Raw genomic sequence first — 23,716 nt, 5'->3', positions numbered from 1 at the left:
GAGCGCCGGCTCATGAGCGCTATCGACAATCTTCGCGCCGCTGTCGAGGCCGCCGCCGGCGACACCGCCTTCGCGCTCGATGCAGCGTTCCTGACGGCAGGCCTCGCCGATCCCGCCGTGAAGGTTCCCGCCGACTACGACACTTGGCTGAGCCAGGCCTTTTTCCTCAAGGCCGCGGCCGACTTCAAGGTGACGGTGGCAAAATCCGACGTCGGCCCGGTCGAGGGGACGGCGTTCACGGTGCAGTCGGCGACGATCCCCTTCATCGGCGCCGCGACCCCGCTGGCCGCGAAGGCCACGCTCGTGTTCACCGTGGACGGCGACCAACTGATCGTGCAGGCCGAGGCGACGCCGTCGAACTGGACCTGGACCAGCAGCTTCGCCTTCATGGGGGGCTTCCCGTTCAATCAGTTCGGCACGCTGAAGAACGTCAGCTTCGTGTTCTCGACGGCGACCGGCACCTACCCGTATGGTGACTCCGCAGGGCGTGCCGTGAGCGGCGGCGCGGTGCAGAATTTCGTTGCCAAGGTCGCTCTGCCGGATGTCGCCAAGCCGTTCCTGCTGCTGTTTCCTGGCCTCACCGCGCCGGCCGGCGATCTGCTGCTGAGCGGCGCGCTCAACATGGGCATCTTCAACGGCGAGACCGTGCTGTTCCCGCCGGGGCAGTTGCGGGCCGCGATTCAGGACGGCACATTCAAGCTCGCGTCGCAGTTCACGGTCAAGGATCCGAGCCTGGCTCTGACCATTCCCGCGCCCGATGGCGCGAACGAGGTCGATGGCGTGCTGGTGCTGGCCGATCCCGCCGATCCGGATGCCGGCGATCAGGCGCCGACGCTCGCGATCTCCTCGCAGTTCGACGTCGGTAGCACCGGCTCCTATCAGCTCGACGTCGAGATCACGCCCGGCGCGGACACCAGCTATTCGGTGGCGCTCGCGGTCGTCGAAGGCGGCGCGCCGCTGACGCCGGCCACGGTGATCGAGGTGATGGGCGGCAATGGCGGCTATCTCGCCGCGACTCCGGACGTGCTGCAGCAGTTCCTCGCCTTCGTCGGTCTCAACGGCTTCTCGATCGCCGGCACGCTCGGCCGCTCGCCGACGATCACGGCGGTCTCGATCGAGATCGGCAGCTCGAAGGATACGAGCTGGCAGGTCCTGCCGCCGACCGGCGTCCTCGACTTCAAGATCACGAGCTTCGCGCTGCAATGGTCGATGGCCTATCCGTTCGACGGCACGAAGCGGCAGCAGACCTACGACTTCACGACCGAGTTCGTACTGGCGCCCAGCGTCTTCAAGGGGCCGGACGGCGAGGGCGACGGCGTGTTCACCGTCCAGTTCACCTCCGCGAAGCAGTTCTTCGCGTCCTTCGCCGGGACCGCGAAGCTGAGCGACTTCCTGACGGCCCTGTCCGGCGGTGCCGTCGTGCTCGACGTCGAGAATGTCGGCGATTTCGAACTTGGCGACATCGCGGTCGCGGTCGATTACGGCGCGCAGAGCTTTCAGTTCGATGCTGGCTTCAGCCTGACGCTCAATCTGCTCAAGATCAACAACCAGCCGATCCTTGCCGTGCGGGAGGGAACGGTCTCAATCGCGGCGCAGACTCCGACGCAGACGCCAGACGGGGGCAATGCGACGACGCTGTTGCGCGCGGCGCCGCTGCCGATGCTCCGGACCTCGCGAGTGGTCGCGCTGCAGACCGCCTCGCAGACGCAATGGAAGTCGAGCGTCGGAGGCTTCCTCGATGTCGGGCCGTTGCACACCAAGGTCAGCGTGACCTATGACGGGTTCGAAACGCCGAAGCGGTGGGACCTCGCCGCCTCGCTGGAGGAGCCGCTCGAGGTCTCGGAACTGATCAACCAGTTCTTTTCGCCCGGCAGCGCCTATGGATTCCCCAGCTTCCTGCCCGGAGATCTCATAATCTCCGAATTTGCGATCACCGCGACCATTCCGGCCGAGCAGGGCGAGCTGAAGACGAGCTACGACATCACCGTCGGTTTCAGCTGGACGTTCACCTTCGGCGATCAGACCGTCGGCATCGATCCGGCGCGGCTCGGCGTCAGCTATGACGGCCAGAAGCCGGCCCAGCAACAGTTCTCCGGCTTCGCGCAGGGAACCTGGGTCTATTCGGCGATCAACCTCAAGCTCACGATGGGCTATGAGTTCAAGACGACGGAGGCGGGCTCCAACAACATCCTGTTCGTCGAGTGGGAAGGATTCCGCGCGGATTGGGAGAGCGGCAAGGAGCTGGTCACCTTCAGCCTCAAGGGCTGGAGCATCGGGTCGCTGGTGCAGGCGCTGGTGCGTACGCTCGGCAATCCCTACTTCACGCTGGATTCGCCATGGGACCTGCTCAACCAGATTTCGCTCGATGCGCTCCGTGTCAACGTCTCGCTCAAGAGCGGCGAGAGCTTCTCGCAACGCCTTTCGGCCAGCTACGAGCTGTCGAGCCCGATCAATCTCGGCTTCATCAGCATCACGGCGCTGACCTTCCGCCGCGGCACCGACGGCAAGGTGACCCTCGCCATCGAGGGCTCGAGCCCGCTCGTCGCCGATGATCCGGCATTCAAGAATCTGCTCGATCCCGCCAAGGGGCAGGACGTGCAGAACCTGCCGTCGGTGCCCGGCCGGGGCGAGGAATGGTTCAAGCTGTTCCTGCTGGTGCTCGGGCAGCGCATCGGAATCACCGGCCATTCCAGCTTCAACAGCACCAAGGAGGTGATCTGCGCGCTGCAGTCCGTCCCAAGCACTACGGGCAAGATGAATCCGGTGGATCCCAATGCGGACGAGGGCGGCGCGCCGGGGCTGCCCTATTACGACCAGTCGAACAACTGGCTCATTGCCGGGCATCTCGGCCTGATGAAAGTGGCCGGCGCCTGGTCGATCGATGCCATGCTGGTGTTCAACGACCCCAATCTCTACGGCCTGCGGCTGGCGCTTGCCGGCGAGAAGATGGGCGGGCTCGCCAATCTCGTCGTCGACATCCTCTACAAGAAGATCACCGACGACATCGGCGTCTACCAGATCGATTTCACCTTCCCGGACATCATCCGCAACCTCAATTTCGGCGCGGTGTCGATCACGCTGCCGCAGCTCGGGATCAAAGTCTACACCAACGGCGATTTCTTCATCGACATCGGCTTCCCGTACAATCTCGATTTCCGCCGCTCCTTCTCGATCTCGGTGATCGTGTACGGCGTGCCGGTGCTGGGCGCCGGTGGCTTCTACATCGGCAAGCTCTCCAATGCGACATCGACCAAGATCCCGAAGACCAACCTCGGCACTTTCGATCCCGTCATCGAGTTCGGCATCGGACTGCAGCTCGGCCTGGGCTACAATTTCGAGAAGGGGCCTCTGAAGGCGGGCTTCGCGCTCACGGTGTTCGGCATCGTCGAAGGCGTCGTGGCGCCGTGGCATCCCTACAATCCCGCGCGCACGCTGGCATCGCGCGCCAGCAGCGGTGCGCTGCAGAGCGACTATTATTTCAAGCTGTCGGGAACGGTCGGCATCATCGGCCTGCTGTACGGCAGCGTCGATTTCGCGATCATTTCGGCCTCGGTCAACGTCAAGATTGTGCTGTCGATCCAGCTCACCTATGAGAGCTATCGCGAGATTCCAGTGATCGCCAGCGCGAGCGTGACGATCAGCCTCAAGGTCAAGATCAACCTCGGCCTGTTCTCGATTTCGATCAGCCTGTCGTTCTCGGCTCAAGTCTCCGCGACCTTCGTGATCGGACAGACCAGTACGGCGCCGTGGGAGGTCCAGGGGGCGCGCGCGGATGCCTTGCTGATGCAGCGAGCCCATGCACGCGGACCGGACGCGGCCATGCGGCTGGCGCGCAGCCTGAAGCCGCGGCCGAAGCGGCTGGCGCCGGCCGCCGCTCATCGCATGGGACTTGCCGCCACCGCCGGCGACAAGCCGAGACTGTCGCTGATGGCGGGCGCGCAGTACACCGTGCTTGCTCCGGAGGCAGCCACCGACGCAGCCTCGAACCAGGGGGCATTTGTGCTCCTGCTCGCAATGGACGCGCCGGATGCCGCGGCGAGCGCGCCGTCCGCCACCAAGACGTCCTTCGACGTGCTGGCCGAGGTCTACTTCCCCTGGATCATCGACGCACTGGGGAACGAGAGCGGGGATGCGGCCGAGCTCGGCGAGACGCTGGCCATGTCGGTGACGCTCACCCAGCTCGAGGCCTATGTCGCGCGTCTCGCCGACACGGCCGATCCGTTCCTGTCGATCAAGGGCCTGCTGCAGTTCCTGGCCGACGGATTCACGCTCGACATCTTCAATCCGGCGACGGCGCAATCGTCGGGGCTGAAGACCAAGCTCGATGCCGGTTCGGTGCTGTTTCCGGTGTTCGACGGATTGAAGCTGCAGGTCCCCGGCATGTCGGGTGGCCAGACGTCCCCGATCGCGTTCGAGACCTACACCACGGCCACGTCCGGCTACGCGACCACGGTCAGCAAGATATTCGCGCAGGTCGCCGCGAACATCGAGGCCCAGAACAAGGAAACGCGCCGGCTTGCCGCGGAGACCGATACGAGCTCGGCGGAGTCGATGGCGGCCCTGGTGTTCGTCGACACCTTCACGCTGATCGCGCGCCAACTGCTCCAGGCCGCGGCCGACGCGCTGCAGAGCTATGCCTATCCGCTGACCCCGACGAGCAACGTCGGTGGTATCCTGGATGAGCTGAACGGGATCGCCGGCAATGCCTTGACGATTGCCGATATCGTGCAGCCCAACGTCGATCATGCCTTGGGGGCCGGGCTGTCGCTGCATGTCGACGGCCTCGAATATGTGGTGCAGAGCGGGGACACGCTGCAAGGCATCGCTGGCCGCTATTCCGATGCGGCGTCGCCTCCGCGCTGGACCACGACGCCAGACCGCCTGATCGTGGCCAACCGGTCCCGCCACATGCTGCAGGGCGGCGTCGTCCTGCTGCTCATCAACAGCCAGGGTCAGGAGCAGATCTATGTGACGCGGCAGGGCGACAGTTTCGACGACGTCGCGCTGCAACTCGGCGCGATCTCGATCGACGCGCTCGCTGCACAGAGCGTGCTCTACGGCGTCGCCGGTCTGCTGCAGCCGACCTTGCCGCTCGCGATCTGGCCGATCGCCTACAAGACCGCAGGGACATCCGGCCCGTCATCCGATACGCTGGCGACGGTGGCGAGCCTCTTCCAGACCACCGCCGTTGCGGTTGCGGACGCCAATCGCGGCGTCGCCGGCCTGTTCTCCGTGCAGGCGGAGCGCGGCCTGCTCACGGTCGCCAATCTTCAGGCTCTGTCGGTTGGCGCGCTGTGGTCGGCCATCGCGGCCACGGGTCAGGTCGGGCAGACCGCCGGCATGGTCTCGCGCTTCCTGGTCTATGGGTTGCGGCTGCCGGTCCAGGACGGATTGACGCTGTCCAATGCGTTCCTCTATCCGAGGACGCAGTCGGCCTATGGAGTCTATCAGCTCACCGGCCAGCAGTTTCCGACACCCAGTTCTGCCACGAGCTACAAGGTCGGCTTCGCACGCGAGACTCAGAGCCACGGCGTCCCGCTCGATTTCATCTTGCTGAACGACGGCACCGACCTCAGCATGGAGGTTGATCTGAGCCAGGCCTATGCGGCGCTCGATGTGGTCGTCAGCTGGGCCAGGGGGCCGGGCAATTTCGTCCCGAGCCCGACATTCGCGGCGCTGCCGCTCGCCGAGCGCCAGCCGCGGCCGTTTACCGCCAGCGGCTACGCCCGCTGGTCGAGCGGCTCCGTCGCGAGCCTGTTGGCCCTGACGAACCGCAGCGGCGTGGCCGCGGCGGCCGATGCCGGCGCGCAGGTGCAGCCGACGCTGTGGAGCCTGCCGCCGGCGCAGACCAATCTGGTCGCCACGCGGGAGCAGTCGATCCGCGCCGTCATGCCGGATCTTCGTTCGACCTACGCGCTGCTGCCGAAATTCCAGCCGCAGACCGGCCGCAGCAATCCTGCTACGGGACGCACCGACTATGCCGACATCGCACGTTGGGCCTGGTGCACGCGGCTCGACGTTCAGATCAAGCGTCTGCCCGACGCGGCGGCGCTGGCCGCGCAGGGCGTGGGCGCAGGCGATCTGCCGAGCGGTCCGGCGTCCGCGCCGTCGCTGCCGTTCGTCTATGAGTTGGTTGGCCCCAGCTCGGAGGATGCGGTGCGACTGCAGCGCATCCTGACCGCCATGGACGCCCTGGGCGAAGGCATCGCCTCCGCCGTCTTCCTGCTCTACAACCAGTCTGGACCCGGCGCGCCGATGCTGGTGACGCCTGCGGATGCCAACTTCCTCGCCTTCATCACCCAGACCAACCTCTCGACCGAGACCAATCCGGCGGCGGCGCTCCGGCTGACGCTGGCTACCGAGGACGCTCCGCCGCGCGGCATTGCCAACTCCCCGGCGCAGTTCATCCGCCTGATGTGGGAGCTCAGCACGGTCCGCAGCGGCGGCTACTATCTCTATTACGAGAACGTCGAAAGCGGCGAGGGCTTGCCGGCCGCCGTCTTCGATTCCTCCGGCTCGGGCGTAGTGACGGTGGTCGTGACGTTCGCTACGAAAGGCAGCGAGTCGTTCGGCACCACGCTTCCCGATTTCGTCAACGCCTTCGTGACAACCGACGCCGTCGATCCGCAGAGCGATCTGGTACAGACGGTGTCGCTCGCCTCGACAGGCCAGACGGCGCCGGTTGCGGCGGGGGCATCGCTCGATGCGCTCGCGGCGACCTACGGCCCTGGGCCCGGGCGGATCGCCGAGGTCAACGCGACCAAGCCGCTCGCCGCGGGCGCGCTGGTGCCGATCGTGGGCGCGGTGCGCCAACTGACCGACGCGGATCTGGTCCGCGGTGCCGGCGGGTCCATCGACGCGCAGGCCACCCTCGACAAGCTCGCCAGGCTGTTCTCTGCCGGCGCCATCCACTCCATCAGCGGCCAGGACATCGCCGCGTTCAATCCGCAAGTCGCTGTTGCGCTCGCGGCCGTCTTCTACATCCCGCCGCTGACCTATCAGGTCAGTTCCTCCGCCGCGCCCGGGATGAGCTTTGCCAGCATGGCCGCCTATTACGGGTTGGATGTCGACCTGATCGCCCGTGGCGCCAGCGCAGCGCCCGGACTGTTCCCGGTCAATGCCGTGCTCGATCTCGACCCGCAGCTGTTCTCGCTGCGCGACCAGCTGCCGCCGCAGAACATCGGGTTCTCGTTGACGCGCGACAATCTCGGCCTGCCGCCGGACGATCCAGCGGCGCCGGACTTTGCCAAGAAGACAATGTATCAGCTCTACACCTCGCTGGCCGCGGGGCTCGCGGGCAACGTCTTCTACAAGGCTACTCCGCTGGGCATGCCGTTCGGTCCTCAGGACCATGACGACGATCAGTCCGGCGCGTTCGAGAGCCATGCGCGCTCGGCGCGGACGCGCGGCAACCGGTTGGCGCAGGTTGCCCTCGCCGATTTCGACTATCGCCAATCGATCGGCATCGGCGCGCAGTTCGCGCTGGTCAACGCCGCGCCGGACCCGTCTGATCCGGATCTGCCGCCGAAGGCAGCCAACCCCTATCTCGGCGTCGGCACCATGGCGCAGGTCGCGCTGCAATGGCGCGACATCTTCGGCAACACCACGGTGACGCCGTTCGAGGCACCGCCGCAAGGGTACCGCGGCGCGCTCAACGGTGCGGCGGTGCCGATGCTGTATCGCGACGAGCTGATCGGGCTGGGGTCCTGGATCAATACCAACGCCAGCTACAGCTATGACGGCACGGCCGGTGCCGCGTTCAAGCTCGCTCTTTCCCTCAACGCCGCCGCCTATGCTGGGCCGGACGGCGCGGCCCGGGCCGCCGACGATCTCTCGCTCTACACCCGGATCTATTATCAGCTGCATCAGGACTATTCGGCCGATGTCGCCGTGCATGTGCCGGGCGTCTCCGGCAACGCGGTGGCAATGCGGCTATCGAATTCGCTGATGGCCAAGCCCGATGTGGACCTCAGCGACCCGCAGGCGGACATCATTCGCGGCTATGTGCGCGCCTGCGTGCTGTATCTGAAGCTCGTGACGCGCGGCCAGGTGCCCGCAGCCCCGGCTGTGACCCTGTCGCTTCCGGTCGACGTCAATGCGATCGCCGCCGGCAACATCCTCGAGCTGGATGTAACACTCGCGTTCAGCCGCAATCCGCTGCTGGTCGATCCGGCGGTGGCGGCGTTGCAGGGCGGCAGCGGCGTGGCCGCGGCGATCCTGCCGCGTGCCGATGGCGACGGCAATGTGTCCTATACGGTCTTCAGCAAAGCGGTCGAGGCCGTGTTCGCCACTGCCGACTGGTATCTCAAGGTCGGGCAGGGGCTGTCCCGCGACGGCGAGGATGCGGCCGACGGCGCTCAGCAGCTCTGGGCGGTGCGCTTCGGCAAGGCGGCAGGGCAGGGCATCCATTTCAAGCTGGGCACGTCAGCGAGCTATTTCGCGCCGAAGCCGATCGCCAAGGCGCTGGCCAGCGGCGATGCGACGATCACGCGCTATGACAGCGGCGACACCGACACGCTGCATCTCGACGGCGTCGACCTGAACCAGTGGTTCCAGAGCGCGCTGGATGCAATCGATCAGTTCCTGTCGGCTGACTACGCGCCGCACGCCTTCATCCTCGACCGGATTGACGGCGTGACCGATCCGCTCAAGGACGGTTCGCTGGGAAGCGTGCTGTCGGCCAAGGAATCCCTGGCCGATACGATCGGCCTGAAGACGCTGCCGGTGCTGTCGACCAGCGCGGGCGATCCTTCAACCGGATTCGCCGCCAGCGAGAAGCTGCGCCAGCAGCTGCTCAATCAGCTCGGCGCAGCCTATCGCGCCGGTGCGGCCGTCGTGTTCGGATTGACCGAGGTGACCGGCGGAGGTGACAGCAACCCGGCCGGTCCGCCGAACCTCTACGGTCAGCCGGGCGGCAGCATCAAGGGCGTCGCGGACAATCAGAATTTCACGCTCACCCCGACGCGCATTCCGCTCGGCGAGGTGTACGATTCCGCCAGCAAGACCTGGTACGATCCGCGGCTGGCCTTCGTGTTCGCCACCAAGAATGTCGTCGACCAGGCCTATGTGCCGCTCGAGCTCACGCTCTCGCTCACCCATCTCGAGTTCGAGCGGCGGACTGTCCCCGGTATCGACGGCTATGTCGATTCGCGATGGCTCGCCTTCGTCAATGGGCCGTTCAGCTATCCGCTGGGCACGCAGGTCACCAACATTCCGGTGGTCAACCGCGATCTGCCGACGCCGCCGACGGTCTCCGCGCAGCAGGCGCGGCAGCTCACCGGCGAGGGCACGACCGATCCATCGAAGCTGAACGCCTGGGGTTATTCGTTCGACTATCTCTATCAGCAGGCGGCAGCCGACGCAGTGTCCTGCACGATGGAGTTCAACCGGCCGACCGAGCCGACGCTGCGCGGCTCGGCCAAGTTGAGCGGCGAGCCCGACCTGTTCACCGCGCTCGCGCAATTCGTCACCAACTATCCGGCGATCCTGCGCGACCTCAACCAGTATCTGGTCGGCATCGATGGCGCCGAGCCGGATCCGGCGACGCTGGCCGCCGCGCGCAAGGCGACCGCTGCCTTTGCCCTTGAGACCAGGCAGATCGCGGATGCCTATGCGCGGGAGACGGTCGGGCCTGCAAGGCTGGCGGTCGCACCGGCGCATGTGATCGTGAAGTTTATGTCGACGCTCGACAGCACCAGCGACGGGCACGCGCGCACCAATCTCGTCAACATCACCATCGATGGCGTGGCGGCGAGCTGGAATGCGGCGGCCAATACGATCTCGAACGGCACCACCACGCTTCCGGCGCCCGTGATCGCAATCATCGCGCCCGAGCTCTATACGGCCCAAGCCGTGCCTCCGGCGGAACTCCCCCCTGGTGTAGAGATCGCCTACGTCTATACGCGTCAGGTCGACGGCAAGACGGTCTATCTCCGCGAAGCGGAGGCGCGCGGGCTGCCGGCGCGGACGGTGTCGATCGCTCCGCTCGATGTGCTGCTGTACCAGAGCGGCTGGGCGTCGGTGTTCGTGCAGCGCAATCTCGCGCTGTTCCCGCTGGCAGATCTCAAGACCACCAGCACCAATCCGGCATTCCTGTTCCAGACGCCCGAGGTCCGTTTCGCGTCCACGGTGGTCCCGCAGCTGAACTACACGGCGTTCTCGCTCGACGCAATGTCGGGCGCCTCCGGCGACCTCGACGCGCGCCTGACCAAGTTCTTCGCGGGACTCTATGCTGACGGCAATGGCAGCACCAGCGACGAGGTCGCGATGCAGGGCATGTACAGCTACGAGGTCGTAGCCGGCCAGCCGGCGATCCCGCGCGTACGGCTGCCGATCAACCTGCTGACGCCGACCCCGTCAGCGGTCGATCCGGGCGTGAAGCCGCCCTTCGTGGCCCCGTTCGCGCAGATGATCGATACGTGGCGGGCGACGACCAAGCCAACGACGTCGGGCCATGCCCGCGTCGAGATCGAGCTGAAGGTCTTCGGTGGCGTCGGCGATGCGACGCAGCCGTTGATCCAGGTCGGCCGGCTCACTCACGACGTCGCGAGCGCCTGAAGGCGGTACCGGCATCGAAACTGCGGCCGTCGCCGGAGATCATCTGGACATGCCGCCCGCAGCGTCGGGTGGTACGGGCTCAAGGGTCGAGTGCTGGGTCGGGTGATGGCTGGCGCGCTCGGAGAGATTCGAAATCTATTCCTAATAGATTGATTATTGTACAGTATTTTGCGCCGTTGTAATGAGGGGGACGGATCAAGGGACAGGTCACTAGTCGCGCGGTTATCAACAAGTTCTTACCTCGACTCCGTACGCCGAGGTGCATCGAATACAGTGAATTGAACCATGCGAGGGGCATAGGCCAGAAGCCTGCAACTTATGGCAGATCAGCCTGAGCCTGAAGGAGGGCTCCGCCTGCATCAATCATTGCAAAGGAACCACGACCACGGAGCGTCTGTTCCTCACCAACCGCTATCAGATTTGCTTTTCGGAGCCCACCCGACTGGATTTGAGATCCACCGGTTGATCTCGGACTGATGCCACCCGGTCCCGTTGCTGCTGATCTTGAGCTGAGCCGGGAATGTCCCCTCGGCGATCTTGCGGTAGACGGTGGAGCGGGGCAGTTCCGTCCGGGTGAGGACGGTCTTTAAGCGAATGATCCGATCTAGTTCGCGCACGGCCGCGCCGCCTCCTGCTGACTGTTGGGCGGCGGCAGCGGTCTTGCCACTCTCAGCAGTATCGATTGCTCGGCAATCGAATATTGACTAACCCATAATTATTCTACTCAAACGTTCGAACAGCAGCGGAGCAATCCGCGTGCGCCCAGCCGTTGTGTACCGCTCAAGAACCCGGCTGTCGGGAGCCGAATGTGCAGTGGCGATTTCCAGTCCGACCCGAAACGGAGCGTCGATCGTCTTGCGCATGATGACGTGAATGTTGAGCGCAGGGACCCGGTTGTTCTCGCCAAGTGGTCCGGGTGGCTTGAGGATTGTCTCGCCTGCGAGCGAGCAAATCTTGAGATCATCTATCCGGCTTTCGCCGGCGTGGGTCACGACGAGATATTTGATCTCGTACCCGTTAGCACGCGCGAGGTCGTTGAAGAACAGGGGCGTGTAGCAGAAATAGCCGTGGTCCATGTAGCCGCTGGCCGGAAGTTGATGATAGGCGACGCCGCCGACCTTGAGAGCATCGTGGATCAACTCGAAACAACGCCACTGATTGAAGATGTGCTCAGTCGTGCCGAAGTTGAGAACAACGTCGAAGGTTTTCCTGGCTGATCTCGGCAACTTGTCGAAGTTGAGGTCCAGAATATGTGTGTTCTTGAGACCGGGACAGACGTCGATCGCCTCGTACCGAATGTTGGTCAGGTCGGTAATCTCCGAGAGCATCGTGGTTCGCTCTTCTGGGCGTGGATGCGAAAAATAAACGAGCCGTTCGACCACGGATATGTCAGGCGGCGGGCAGTCCTGGCGTTCAACGATTTCCCGGATCTGATCTGTCCTGGCGTTGTAGATCGTCTGCGGCCCGATATCGAGCACCCTGTTCTTGGCTGAAGACAAGAACTCACTCCGCTGCAGATAGATAATCGCATCCAAGTTCATTCCCATATCAGTCCTCCCACTGCGGGTACCGATCTTACACCGCAACCTAAAGCCGAACAAGGAAGTCCATGACCGATCTCACATGGGCGGCGCTCGACGCCGCCGTGCTCTCTTCGTTTGCGTCCACGCTCCCGAAGCTGTGGCCCCATGGCGACAGCAACGTCCCTGGCCTGATCGCCGGCACGGTTTCGGCCGCGCCTCGCGTGTTCCCCAAATACGGACTGACCACACGGCTGCTGATCGCGCATGCGATGGCGCAGTTTTCGGAGGAGTGCAACGCGGGTCTTGAGATAACCGAGAACATGAACTACTCGGCGCCTCGGCTGCTCGAAGTGCTTCCGACGCACTTCACTCACGCCCAGGTCGCGGCCATGCAGCACAAGCCGCGGCTGATCGCCGGCCAGGCATGCGCCCGTCGGATGGGAAATGCTTTTGGAGGTCGCGGTGATGACCGACCCGGACGCGCTCAAGGGAGCACTGTCGCCGTATCTCGGCCGCCTCAGGCGGGTCGGCCACGAGGCGGGCGCGCTGTCGCCGTGGCTGCATCCAGAATTGCTCCGTCGCGGCCTGCCGGCGATCTGCCTGGAGACCCAGCATGTGCGCGCCGCGCTCTAGGCGCAGCGCAACAAGATCGACCGTGCGGACGCGCTCGGCATTGCGCACATCATGCGCACCGGCTGGTTCCGGCGCGCGCATATCAAGACCGCGCCGTGCTACCGGCTGCGGCTGCTCTTGACGCACCGGCGCAATCTCAAACGCAAATTCCTCGATCTCGAGAACGCGATCCGGCACTCGCTGAAGGCGGTTCGCATCCGGCTCAACCGCGTCGGCCGCGGCGGGTTTGCGCAGGCCGTGCGTGACGCGGTGGCCGGCGACGCGCTAATCAGCGAGCTGATCGATGCCATGCTCAATGCACGCGCGGCGCGGTGGAAGGAGTACTGTCGGCTGCATGGCCTGGTCGTCAAGCTGGTCGCCGGACACGAGCTGTGCCGGCGCTTCATGCAGACTCCAGGCGTCGGGCCGATCGCCGCGCTGAGCTTCATGACGGCGATTGACGATCCGTCGCGCTTTCGGCGCTCTCGCGACGTCGCGGCGTATTTTGGCCTGACGTCGCGGCACTGGCAGTCGGGCACCTCGATCGATGTGCAGGGCGCAATCAGCAAGGCGGGCGATGCCGATGTGCGGCGCGCGCTCTACGAGGCGGCGAGCGCGTTGCTGACGCGCTTCAAGCGTCGGGACAAGGTCAAGACCAGGGGACTGGCCGTCGCCAAGCGCTCTGGACACCGCAAGGCGGTGGTCGCGGTGGCGCGCAAACTGGCGGTGATCATGCACGCGATGTGGTGCGACGGCACGGTGTATTGCGGCGATCAGGCCGTCAGCGGTCTTGACATGATCAGCCAGTTTCCAGCTCCACGGCAGCAATTCGTCGAGGCGGTTGACGGGATGGCCGTCGACCATCTGCTGCAGGATGTCCCGCAGATAGGCGTAGGGCTCGACGTTGTTCAGCTTGCACGTCGTGATCAGCGAGCTGACCACTGCCCATCGATGGCCGCCGCCGTCGCTGCCGGCGAACAGGTGGTTCTTGCGGCCGAGGGTGACGGGGCGGATTGCGCGCTCGACCGGATTGGTATCGAGCTCAACTCGGCCGTCGTTCAGGAAGCGTGTCAGGCCATGCCACCGCGAGAGCGCATAGCGGATCGCCTCGGCAAGCGTGCTGCGGCCGGAGACCAGGCGGAGCTGTGTATCGAGCCAGACGTTCAGGGCATCGACGATCGGCTTGGAGAAGGTCCTGCGTTCGGCAAGACGGTAGTCAGGCGATTGGCCGCGGATGCGCGCCTCGATGGCATAGAGCTCGCCGATCCGACGCAGGGCTTCTGTTGCCACGGGAGACGCGGTGGCTTCGGCCACATCGTAGAACTTGCGTCGCGAGTGGCTCCAACACGCCGCGAGCGTGATGCCCTCCTTGTCGGCCAATTGCTCGAAGCCAGCGTATCCGTCGACATGCAGGATCCCCTCGAAGGCGGCCAGATGTGCGACTGAACGTTCGGCTTTGCGATCCGGCGCGAACAGATAGATTGCCGCCGGAGGTTCGGGTCCGCTCCAGGGCCGTTGCTCGCGCGCGTACACCCAGAGCCGTCCTGTCTTGGTTCGTCCGCGTCTAGGATCAAGCACCGGGATCGGCGTGTCATCGGCAAAGAGATGGTTGGAGGCGAACGCGTTCTTGCACAGCCGTTCGTGCAAGGCCTTGAGCCACCAGCATGCGCCGCCAACCCAACCAGCGAGCGTCGAGCGGCAGAGAGCGACGCCGTGACGGTCGAAGATCTGCGACTGCCGATAGAGCGGAAGATGATCGCAGTATTTGGCGATCAACACGTGCGAGAGCAGCGCCGGTGTCGCCAGGCCGCCAGCGATCAGCCGTTCCGGCGCGCCGGCTTGCACCACCTTGCTGCAGGCTCGGCAGGCGTATTTGGGTCTGGTTGTGCGCACGACGCGAAGCTGAGCTGGTACCCAATCCAGCATCTCGCTGACGCTCTCGCCGATCAGATGGAGAGTGCCGCCACAGCAGCCACAGACCTGGTCTTGCACGTCAAGCATAACGTCTTCGCTCGGCAGATGATCGGGCAGCGGACGGCGTCGCGGCGAAGAGTTGGCTTCCGGTGTGATCTTCGGCTGCGCTTCCTCGACGCGGCCGATGTCGCTGTCGAGATCCTCAAGACCGAGCGCAAGCATCGGGATCGATGCGCTCGGAGCTGCGGCCGAACTGCATTCGCTGCAGCTGTCTGATGATGGATTTGAGCCGCTCGATCTCGGTGTCGCGATGGTCGATCGCAGCGGCAATGTCGCGCACCAGGCGCTGCAGAAGCTCAGGATCGGAGGGGAGATTGGTGAGATCGAGCTGCATGTCCGATGGTACTCGAACACGCTGATTCGTAGAAGAATCGCAACTCAGTTCAACACCGGCTTTTGCAGATCATCCTGCAATCGCAGGCTTCCATACGCGTTCTGGCGCGCGCCAGTCGATGCCTTCGATCAGCATCGCGAGTTGCGCCGGCGTGAGCGTGATCGAGCCGTCATAGCCCGCCATCACTGGCCACACGAAGCCACCCTGGTCGATGCGTTTAGTGAACAGACAAAGCCCGTTTCCGTCCCAGAACAGGACCTTCAGGATCGATGCCTTTTTGCCGCGGAAGGCAAACAGATGACCGGAGAACGGATCCGTCTTCAGCGTGTCCTGCACCAGCATTGCGAGCCCATCCATGCCTTTGCGCATGTCGGTGTAGCCGAGCGCCAAGTGCACCTTCACGCCTGCAGGAACGAACATCATGATGCTGTCTCTCCGCTTTCGATCTGCGCCCGCACCGCATCCGGATCGCTGTCGGCGGGAGCGAAGACACGCCGTCCGTCAGCGAGGTCGACAGCCATCATGCCCTCTGGTGGACGCACGAGATCGCGCAGGGCGCGTGCAGCGGGCATGTCGTCGGGCAGCACAATATGGGCGAGTTTGGAGCGCTTCTTTTGCGCGATGCCGAACTGCGCGCGCCAGCGGAACAGCAGTCCGGTGACGATCCCATGCTTGCGCGCAACGGCAGAGACCTTGGCGCCCGGCAGCTCGGCTTCCCTGGCAATTGCGAGCTTCTCCTCGTCGCTGAAGAAGCGCCGGGCCGGCGTTTTGGGCGCGGCCGGATCGCCGATCTCGGCGGCTGTCAAGCGGCGTTCGGGCTGTGAGTTCCTAGCACTAGTGCTAACGGCTGGACGGGCGGAGGGATGAAGATGGCCGCGCCAGTCGATCGTCACCTCGCCGGCGGCCAGTCGGTCGCGCCATTTGCGCAGCGAATGCGGCGACAGCTGCATCGCCGCGGCGTAGGAGCGGAGCTCCATTCCGCTCCAGTTCAGTGCCTCGACATGCATCGCCCAGAATGCCTGGGACGCCCGATTGCGCACATCCGAGGTGACCGTGAACCTGCGCTGCTTCTGCTTTCGGAGCGCCTTTTCTCGCTCTTCCCGGGCGCGCTCACGGCGCAATTCCGTCTGATATTTCTCGAGCTTAAGCGCAGTCTCGTCGCCGGCCAGCCGCTTCAGCCAACGGCGCAGAGTGTTCTCGGTCAGACGTTGTTGCTGGCAGTATTTGCGGATCCCGAGACCGCTGCGACGCCACGCTTCGATGTGCAGCGACCACCATTCGCGGCGCGCTCTGTTCTCGAAATGTTTGGATCCCACCGGAGATTCTCCACAGCAGCAGAGAACTCGAAATGGAACGATAACACACGAGGGGGAAGGCGTGCAGAGACCGGACGGTTACATCCGGCCGATTAAAGCGGCAAGATAAAAGCGGCTCGCCGGTTGAACACCAAGCCATTGACATGGCTTGTGTTCAACCGTGCCGTTCGGTCGGTCGGCGAGCCGCGATTGAGCTTTTTGCTGGCAGATTCAAAGATCAATTCGGCACTAGTCGTAGTTTAGCGAATTCCAGCGAAAAGGCTCGGATCAGTTCCGCGGCTAGCGCGGGAACTGCCAACGCAGCATGCTCGTCCGCAGATGAATCGCATCGCGGCAACGTGACTCAGAGCCCGTGCCAAATGCCTGGCGTCCCCACGCCGGGGAGCAAATCTCGGCCGGTTCCTCGAAGCCTCCTCAGGCAGTGTCGCCACTGCTGTCGTCGACCTGATGCGTGGTCGCATCGACCTTCGATCCTGGTCGCTCTAACCAGAAGCCAGGTGCCTGACACTCAGACCCGTTCGGACTCGGCGGATGACGGAATGCCACGGTGGAGTGTTTGGATCGGAACATTCATCATCGTTGAGTTATCCAGGGCGTTCTTCAGCCGGCCGCTGGCGTCCTCATCGCGGCCGCTTGTGCAGAGATAGATGCTGACCCCACCAATCGGCGACCTGTCTCCGCATAAACGATGTCAGACGTGTCGCATGGACCCTGCATCCGGCCGAATGGCGGACTCCTCGATAAGGGCCTGTGACCAGCGCTGCATGTCGACATCATCAACGGTCGGTCGGCGCATCATATGCGCCGGGGTGCGCGCGGCCAAGGGGCCTGCGAGGGCAGCGGAGCCGTGCGCAAGCTCTGCGGCTTGGCACCGGCGCTCGCTAGCCGAAGGCCTGGCTGACCACGGCGTAGCTTGTTGGCGCATCGGCGGTGCGCGGGCTGGCGTCGTTGACGCCGCATCGCAGCGACATCGTGGTGACAGTGTCGTACAGGGCGAGGCCGGCGCTGGCGATGAAGGCGCGGAAGGCGTCGCCCCCGCTGTACGTGTCGATCCGCAGGAACTGGCGCGCATGGGCGGCGACGTGGGGCGCGACCACTGCGATCGCATCTGCATCGGATGCGGCCGCCACCGGTCCGATGACGTGGCCGCGTCCGAACCGCCGGCACAGCGCGAAGGCGGCGAGCCGTCCGGATCGCACCAGGCCGGTGCCGGTCGATTGCCGGAGCAAGGCCGTGATCAGCCCGGTCCTCGCCGCGCCGTAGGCGCGCGCGTCGGCTTCGATCACCAGGGACAGGTCGCGCTCGCTCAGCTGCCGGACATCACGGCCGTCGACCGCGGCCGCGGCGGCGCCGTTGGCGCGCCCTTGACATTGGAACAGGGTCTTGTCCCGCTTGAAGTCGAGCGAGCGGTACAGCCGGTAGGCGGCGTGGGTCGCGTTCAGTCGCAGGCTACGTTCGCCGCAGGCCGCGATCACGCGCGTCATCAGCCAATGGCCGGTGCCGAGCGCCTGCAGGCGCGGCGAGGTGATGACCATGCCGACGGCTGCGACGCTCTCGGTGTAGGGAAACCACATCGCCGATCCGCAGATGCGGCCGATCTCGTCGAGAGCCACGACGCCTCGCCCCAGGCCGCGCATCATCTGCCAGTCCTCAGCCCGATGCGGCCAGCGCACCGACACCGACAGCGCCACGAGCTGCGCGACATCGACCGTGCCGATGTCGACGAGGCGCATCTCGAACACGTCGACGGCGCGAGATTCGACGCTGGGATCATCCATGCTCGTCTTCCTGTCGGTTGCCGCAAGCGGCCGCACTGCCGGCGCCGGACGTCCTCGCAGATATTTTTCCGACAGATCCGCGCAACATTCCACTCAATTCTCATCCGCATTCGGCACGGAATACGTGCCCGGCGCGACTAGCATGACCGCCTCGGGACGCAGCTCGGACATGACGACCCGCCCACGCCGCCGGAGATGACTGTCATGACCTTTCTATTCAATTCGGACGCGAGGCGCGGCGCGATCTTCCGCGAGGTGCTCGCGCGGGAGATTCCGGATCTGCCGTTCGAGATCGATCCGGCGAAGGTCGATGCCGATAATGTCCGCTACATGATCACCTGGCTGACGCCGCCGGACCTCGGAGCGTACGGCAATCTCGAGATCCTGTTCTCGATCGGCGCCGGCATCGACCAGTTCGACGCTGCGTCGGTGCCATCGCCCGTCAAGATCGTCCGCATGATCGAGGACGGCATCGTCAGGATGATGCAGGAATACGTCACGCTGGCCATGCTGGCGCTGCATCGGAACTGGCCCGTCTATCTCGATCAGCAGCGGCAGCAGCAATGGCGCGCCGTCCCGCAGCCGCAGGCGCATGAGCGGCGCATCGGCGTGCTGGGTCTCGGCATGCTCGGGCAGGCGGTGCTGGAGCGGCTGAAGCCGTTCGGCTTTCCGCTGTCGGGCTGGAGCCGCAGCCCGCGTGCCATCGACGCGGTGACCACCTATCATGGCGCCGAAGGCCTCGATGCAATGCTGGCGGCGACCGACATCTTGATCTGCCTGCTGCCGCTCACGGAGCAGACGCGCGGCCTGCTGAATGCCGAGCTGCTCGCCAGGCTGCCGCGAGGGGCCGCGCTGGTGCAGACCGGCCGCGGCGCGCAGCTCGACCAGGCGGCGCTGCTCGCCGCGCTCGACAGCGGGCATCTCGCCGGCGCCGTGCTGGACGTGACCGATCCGGAGCCGCTGCCGGCCGATCATCCGCTGTGGCGGCATCCGCGCGTCCTGATCACCCCGCATGTCGCCAGCGTCACGCAGCCGGAAACCGCGGCGCGCGCCGTGGCCGAGAACATCAAGCGGCATCGCGCCGGCCTCGATCCGGTCGGTCTCGTCGACCGCAGCCGCGGCTACTGAGGACCTGCGCGCGGCCACGGCTCAGTGAATCCAGTCCAGCGTCTTGTAGTAGGCGCCGACGAACGGCAGGAACCAGGGCTTGCCGTAATGGCCGGGCACGACCGGCCAGCCGGCGTCCCTCATCGGGTTGCGGTCGGGCCGGCCGAGCATCGCATCGGCCATGATCATGCCGAGATGGGTCGAGAGCTGCGCGCCGTGGCCGGAATAGCCCATCGCGTACCACAGCCCGTCCTGGCGGCCGGCGCGGGGATAACGATCCGCGGTCATGTCGACGAGGCCGCCCCAGCAATAGTCGATGTCGATGCCGGCGAGCTGCGGGAACATCCGCTCCATCGCGGCGCGCAGGATCGCGCCGCTCCTTTCGTCGGACTGCTGATCCGATGTCGCGGAGAAGCGCGCGCGGCCGCCGAAGATCAGGCGGTTGTCCGGCGACAGGCGGAAGTAGTTGCCGATGTTCATCGAGTTGACATAGGTGCGGTGGCCCGGCAGCACCGACGCCGCTTCGGCCGCCGTCAGCGGCCGCGTCGCGATGATGAAGCTCCCGACGGCGATGATGCGGCGGCGGAAATAGCTGAAGCTCGATGGCGTGGTGGCGCCGGTGGCGAGCAGCACCTGCTCGGCGCTCACCGTGCCCTTGGGTGTGCCGAGGCGAAATCCCCTGGCGTCCTGCACCCGCTCGGTGACGGCGGCCTGCTCGACGATGACGGCGCCACGGCGGCCGGCCGCCGTCGCGAGGCCCGCGGCGAAGCAGCCCATGTGCATCATCGCGCTCTTCTTGAACAGCATGCCGCCGTGAAAGGGCGAGCCGATCTCGGACTTGAGCTCGGCCGGCGACAGCAGCGCGGTGTCCGGGTCGACCTCACGGTGGATCGCTTCGAAGTTCTGCGCGATTCCCTCGAAATGGCCGGGCTTGGAAGCCAGCTTGAGCTTGCCGGAGCGGCGGAAGTCGCAGGCGATGCTCTCCTCCGCAATCAGCCGCTCCAGCGTGTCGATCGACTCGTCGAACGCCTTGTAGAGAGCGATCGCGCGCTCGGTGCCGAGCTCGGCCTTCGCGGCCGGATAGCTGTGCGCCAGCCCGTTGTTGAGGTGTCCGCCATTGCGGCCCGACGCGCCGGAGCCGACCTGATCCGCTTCGAGCACGATGACCCTGGCGCCGGCCTTGGCGAGCTGCAGCGCGGCGCCGAGACCGGTGAAGCCGCCGCCGATCACGGCGACGTCGTAGTGCCCCTCGACGGGCCCGCTATGGCCGCCGGCAAACGCGGTCGCCGTGTCGCGCCAGTAGGAGACATATTTCATCGCGGACACTCCGCTTACAGGCCGAACACGCCGGGCAGCTCGGCAATGGTCTTGATCTCGGTATAGCCGTAATACGGATTGGCCGGCTCGTGGCCGCGGTTGACCCAGACTTTGCTCGTGATGCCGAGATCGTGCGCGGTCATCAGGTCGTAGCGGAACGAGGACGAGCAGTGCGTGACGTCCTCCGGGCCGCAGCCGAGCATGTCGAACATGTATTCGAAGGCGCGCATCCGCGGCTTGTAGGCCTGCGCCTGTTCCGCGGTGAACACGGCATGGAACGGGGCGCCGAGCCTGGCGACGTTGGAAGGGATCTGCTCGTTCATGGCGTTGGAGAGGATGACCAGCGGAATCTCCTTGGCCACCTTGGCGAGGCCCGCAGGCACGTCCGGATGCGGGCCCCAGGTCGGCACGCGCTGATACACGAACTCGGCATCGGCAGGCTTGAAGGGGATGCCGATCCTGCGGCAGCTGCGCGCCAGCGCATTGCTGACGACCTCGGCATAGGGCTTCCACGCGCCGAGGATTTCGTCGAGGCGGTAGGCCGAGAACGCCTTGACGAACGCGGTCATCGCCGGCTCCGAGAGGATTGCGCCGTAGAGATCGCGCGCGGCCTCGGCCATCTCGAAATTGATCAGCGTGCCGTGGCAGTCGAAGGTCACATATTTGGGGCGAAAGCGGCTCATGGATCCTCATGCCGGTCGTGGTCTCGGCCTCCGATGATAGGCCGGCGCGCCAGCATAAGATGCGGCTTTGCCGTGGTTCTGCGGCGGAAGATGTTGTCGGCGCGATCGCCTTCAGACGATCTGCCGGGCGCCGCTCGCCCAGACTCCCGTCGACACGGGAGTGCATGACATGATGCCCGACGCCGCAAGCTTGATCGCTTTCAGCGGTGAGCACCTGGACGCCGCGATGCGGCTGTCGCAGCAGGTCCGCTGGCCGCATCGCCGCGAGGACTGGCAGATGGCGCTCGCGCTGAGCAGAGGCTGCGTGGCGGTCGCCGCGGATGGCCGCGTGATCGGCACCGTGCTGGTGACGCCCTATGGCAGTGGCGCCGGCACCATCAACATGGTCATCGTGGATGAGGCGGAGCGGGGGCGGGGGCTCGGACGGCGCCTGATGCAGCAGGCGCTGTCGCTGGCCGGCGAGCGGCGGCTGCAGCTCGTCGCGACCGAAGATGGGCTGCCACTCTATGAGAAGCTCGGCTTCCGCCGCAGCGGCGAGATCGTGCAGCATCAGGGGCATCTTGCCGAGGCGGTGGCGCAGCCCGGCGCCGTGCGCGCTGCCACGCCGGATGACATCGCCGTCATGATCGCGCTCGACAACACGGCCTTTGGCGCGGATCGCCGTGAGCTGATCGTCCATATCGCATCCGTCGGCAAGTTCGCGGTGTTAGAGCGGCAGGGCGGGGCGGCGGGGTTCGCCGCGCTGCGCCGCTTCGGCCGTGGCCTCGTGATCGGCCCCGTGGTTGCTTTCAATCTCGAGGACGCCAAGGCGCTCGTCGCGCATTTTCTCTCGGGGCGACAGGGGGAATTCATCCGCGTCGACACCGGCATCGCGACCGGCCTTGCGCCGTGGCTGACCAGCCTCGGTCTCGCTCACGTCGGCGGCGGCATCGTCATGCATCGCCCCGCGCAGGACGGGGCGCAGCCGTCCCTGACCTCGTTTGCCTTGGCCAGCCAGGCGTTCGGCTGAACCGGAGATCATCATGCTCAGCAACTCGCTCATCGAACTCGATCGCGCTCATCTGGTGCATCCGGTCGCGTCCTATCGCGGACACGAGGCCGCAGGCGCGCGGGTCCTGAAATCGGCCAAGGGCGCGATCGTCACCGATGCCTCGGGCCATCAGCTGGTCGACGGCTTCGCCGGTCTGTGGTGCGTCAATGCCGGCTATGGCCATGAGAGCATTGTCGAGGCGGCGGCGCGGCAGATGCGCGAGCTGCCCTATGCCACCGGCTATTTCAGCCTTGCCTCGGAGCCCGCGATCCGGCTCGCGGCTGCGCTCGCCGAGCGTGCGCCGGGCGATCTCAATCACGTCTACTTCACGCTCGGTGGCTCGGACGCCGTCGACAGCACGGTGCGCTTCATCCACTATTATTGGCACGCGAGGGGGCAGCCGCAGCGCGATCAGTTCATCACGCTGCAGCAGGGCTATCACGGTTCGTCGACCGTCGGTGCCGGGCTCACGGCACTGCCGGCCTTCCACGCCAATTTCGGCGTGCCGCTGAACTGGCAGCACAAGATCCCGTCACACTATGCCTATCGCAATCCAGTCGGCAGCGATCCCGATGCAGTCATCGCGGCCTCGCTCGCGGCGCTCGAGGCGAAGATCGCCGAGATCGGCGGGCCGGAGCGGGTGGCGGCGTTCTACGCCGAGCCGATCCAGGGCTCCGGTGGCGTGCTGGTGCCGCCCGACGGCTGGATGAAGGCCATGCGCGAGCGCTGCCGGCAGCATGGCATTCTGTTCGTCGCCGACGAGGTGATCACGGGCTTCGGCCGTACCGGACCGTTGTTCGCCTGCACCGATGACGAGATCGTCCCGGACTTCATGACCGTGGCCAAGGGGCTCACCTCCGGCTATGTCCCGATGGGCGCGGTGCTGATGTCCGATCACGTCTATGGCGTCATCGCCGACGGTGCAGGGGCTGCGGCCGTGGGGCACGGCTACACCTATTCGGCGCATCCGGTGAGCGCGGCCGTCGGCCTCGCCGTACTCGATCTCTATGAGAACGGTCTGCTGGAGAACGGCCGCCGCGCCGGTGCGCGGCTGCTGGCCGGCTTGCGCGCAATGCAGGATCATCCGCTCGTCGGCGAGGTCCGCGGCCGCGGCCTGCTGGCGGCGGTCGAGCTCGTGACCGACAAGGACAAGAAGACGCCGTTGCCGGCGAGCGCCGAGCCGTCGCGCCGCATCTTCGATCGCGCCTGGGCCAATGGGCTCGTGATCCGCGCCTTCCCAACGGGGGTGCTCGGCTACGCGCCGCCGCTGTGCTGCAGCGATTCCGAGATCGATGCCATCATCGAACGCACCGCGCGAACGCTCGACCAGACCTTGGCTGACCCGGATGTTCGGCAGGCCATGGCGTGAAATCGGGCAAACGCAGAGCGCCGCGTGTGCAGCAAGGCTGATATGTCGAGGTGTGCTTCTATTCGCAATTTTCTGCCGTCGGCTCTCTGCAATTCGGAAGTTTCCGCCGGAACGCC

At 65.5% G+C, this 23,716-nt stretch carries 11 protein-coding genes and 2 pseudogenes; 5 read left to right on the top strand and 8 right to left on the bottom strand.

Annotated features, from left to right (window positions below):
- Positions 1 to 12: 12 nt before the first annotated feature.
- Positions 13 to 10,557, top strand: a complete 10,545-nt coding sequence (locus QX039_RS15215) for a LysM domain-containing protein (RefSeq protein ID WP_315737658.1) — start codon at positions 13 to 15, stop codon at positions 10,555 to 10,557.
- Between the two features lie 401 nt (positions 10,558 to 10,958).
- Here the strand turns inward: QX039_RS15215 and QX039_RS15210 are convergent, their stop codons facing one another.
- The gene (locus tag QX039_RS15210; protein ID WP_315771189.1) at positions 10,959 to 11,174 is read right to left on the bottom strand and encodes a helix-turn-helix transcriptional regulator; all 216 of its coding nucleotides are present in this window, start codon (positions 11,172 to 11,174) and stop codon (positions 10,959 to 10,961) included.
- A gap of 87 nt (positions 11,175 to 11,261) precedes the next feature.
- A complete protein-coding gene (locus tag QX039_RS15205) occupies positions 11,262 to 12,104 on the bottom strand; it encodes a hypothetical protein (RefSeq protein WP_315771191.1) in 843 nt (280 codons plus the stop codon).
- Between the two features lie 420 nt (positions 12,105 to 12,524).
- Between QX039_RS15205 and QX039_RS15200 the strand changes: the two are divergent.
- Positions 12,525 to 13,475: pseudogene (locus QX039_RS15200) on the top strand (IS110 family transposase); the annotation flags it as partial.
- Positions 13,476 to 13,499: 24 nt separating this feature from the next.
- On the opposite strand, the pseudogene tnpC reads toward QX039_RS15200, so the two are convergent.
- From tnpC to QX039_RS15180, 4 genes and pseudogenes are all read right to left on the bottom strand, one after another.
- A pseudogene (tnpC, locus tag QX039_RS15195) lies at positions 13,500 to 15,000 on the bottom strand (IS66 family transposase); the annotation flags it as partial.
- A 69-nt stretch (positions 15,001 to 15,069) separates the two neighbouring features.
- Positions 15,070 to 15,423, bottom strand: coding sequence for an IS66 family insertion sequence element accessory protein TnpB (gene tnpB / locus QX039_RS15190; protein WP_315774164.1), 354 nt, complete (start codon positions 15,421 to 15,423; stop codon positions 15,070 to 15,072).
- Complete coding sequence (gene tnpA, locus QX039_RS15185; protein WP_315774163.1) at positions 15,420 to 16,316, bottom strand: IS66 family insertion sequence element accessory protein TnpA; 897 nt, start codon at positions 16,314 to 16,316, stop codon at positions 15,420 to 15,422. The genes tnpB and tnpA overlap by 4 nt, the downstream gene beginning before the upstream one ends.
- An 881-nt stretch (positions 16,317 to 17,197) precedes the next feature.
- The gene (locus QX039_RS15180) at positions 17,198 to 18,094 is read right to left on the bottom strand and encodes a GNAT family N-acetyltransferase (protein WP_315774161.1); all 897 of its coding nucleotides are present in this window, start codon (positions 18,092 to 18,094) and stop codon (positions 17,198 to 17,200) included.
- A gap of 204 nt (positions 18,095 to 18,298) precedes the next feature.
- On the opposite strand from QX039_RS15180, the gene QX039_RS15175 reads away from it, so the two are divergent.
- Positions 18,299 to 19,222 (top strand): glyoxylate/hydroxypyruvate reductase A, encoded by a 924-nt coding sequence (locus tag QX039_RS15175; protein WP_315774159.1) that lies wholly within the window; start codon positions 18,299 to 18,301, stop codon positions 19,220 to 19,222.
- A 21-nt stretch (positions 19,223 to 19,243) separates the two neighbouring features.
- Here QX039_RS15175 and QX039_RS15170 read toward each other — a convergent pair whose 3' ends face one another.
- Both QX039_RS15170 and QX039_RS15165 read right to left on the bottom strand, forming a co-directional pair.
- Complete coding sequence (locus QX039_RS15170; protein WP_315774157.1) at positions 19,244 to 20,518, bottom strand: FAD-binding oxidoreductase; 1,275 nt, start codon at positions 20,516 to 20,518, stop codon at positions 19,244 to 19,246.
- A gap of 14 nt (positions 20,519 to 20,532) precedes the next feature.
- Positions 20,533 to 21,201 (bottom strand): haloacid dehalogenase type II, encoded by a 669-nt coding sequence (locus QX039_RS15165; RefSeq protein WP_315774155.1) that lies wholly within the window; start codon positions 21,199 to 21,201, stop codon positions 20,533 to 20,535.
- Positions 21,202 to 21,370: 169 nt separating this feature from the next.
- Between QX039_RS15165 and QX039_RS15160 the strand changes: the two genes are divergently transcribed.
- The gene (locus tag QX039_RS15160; protein ID WP_315774153.1) at positions 21,371 to 22,210 is read left to right on the top strand and encodes a GNAT family N-acetyltransferase; all 840 of its coding nucleotides are present in this window, start codon (positions 21,371 to 21,373) and stop codon (positions 22,208 to 22,210) included.
- Positions 22,211 to 22,223: 13 nt separating this feature from the next.
- Positions 22,224 to 23,600, top strand: coding sequence for an aspartate aminotransferase family protein (locus QX039_RS15155; protein WP_315774152.1), 1,377 nt, complete (start codon positions 22,224 to 22,226; stop codon positions 23,598 to 23,600).
- Positions 23,601 to 23,716 lie beyond the last annotated feature (116 nt).

The sequence above is a fragment of the Bradyrhizobium sp. SZCCHNR1043 genome (genome assembly GCF_032489675.1).
Taxonomy (GTDB): Bacteria; Pseudomonadota; Alphaproteobacteria; order Rhizobiales; family Xanthobacteraceae; genus Bradyrhizobium.
The sequence above is the reverse complement of the archived record's forward strand: the minus strand, read 5'-3'. Positions and strand labels throughout refer to the sequence as shown.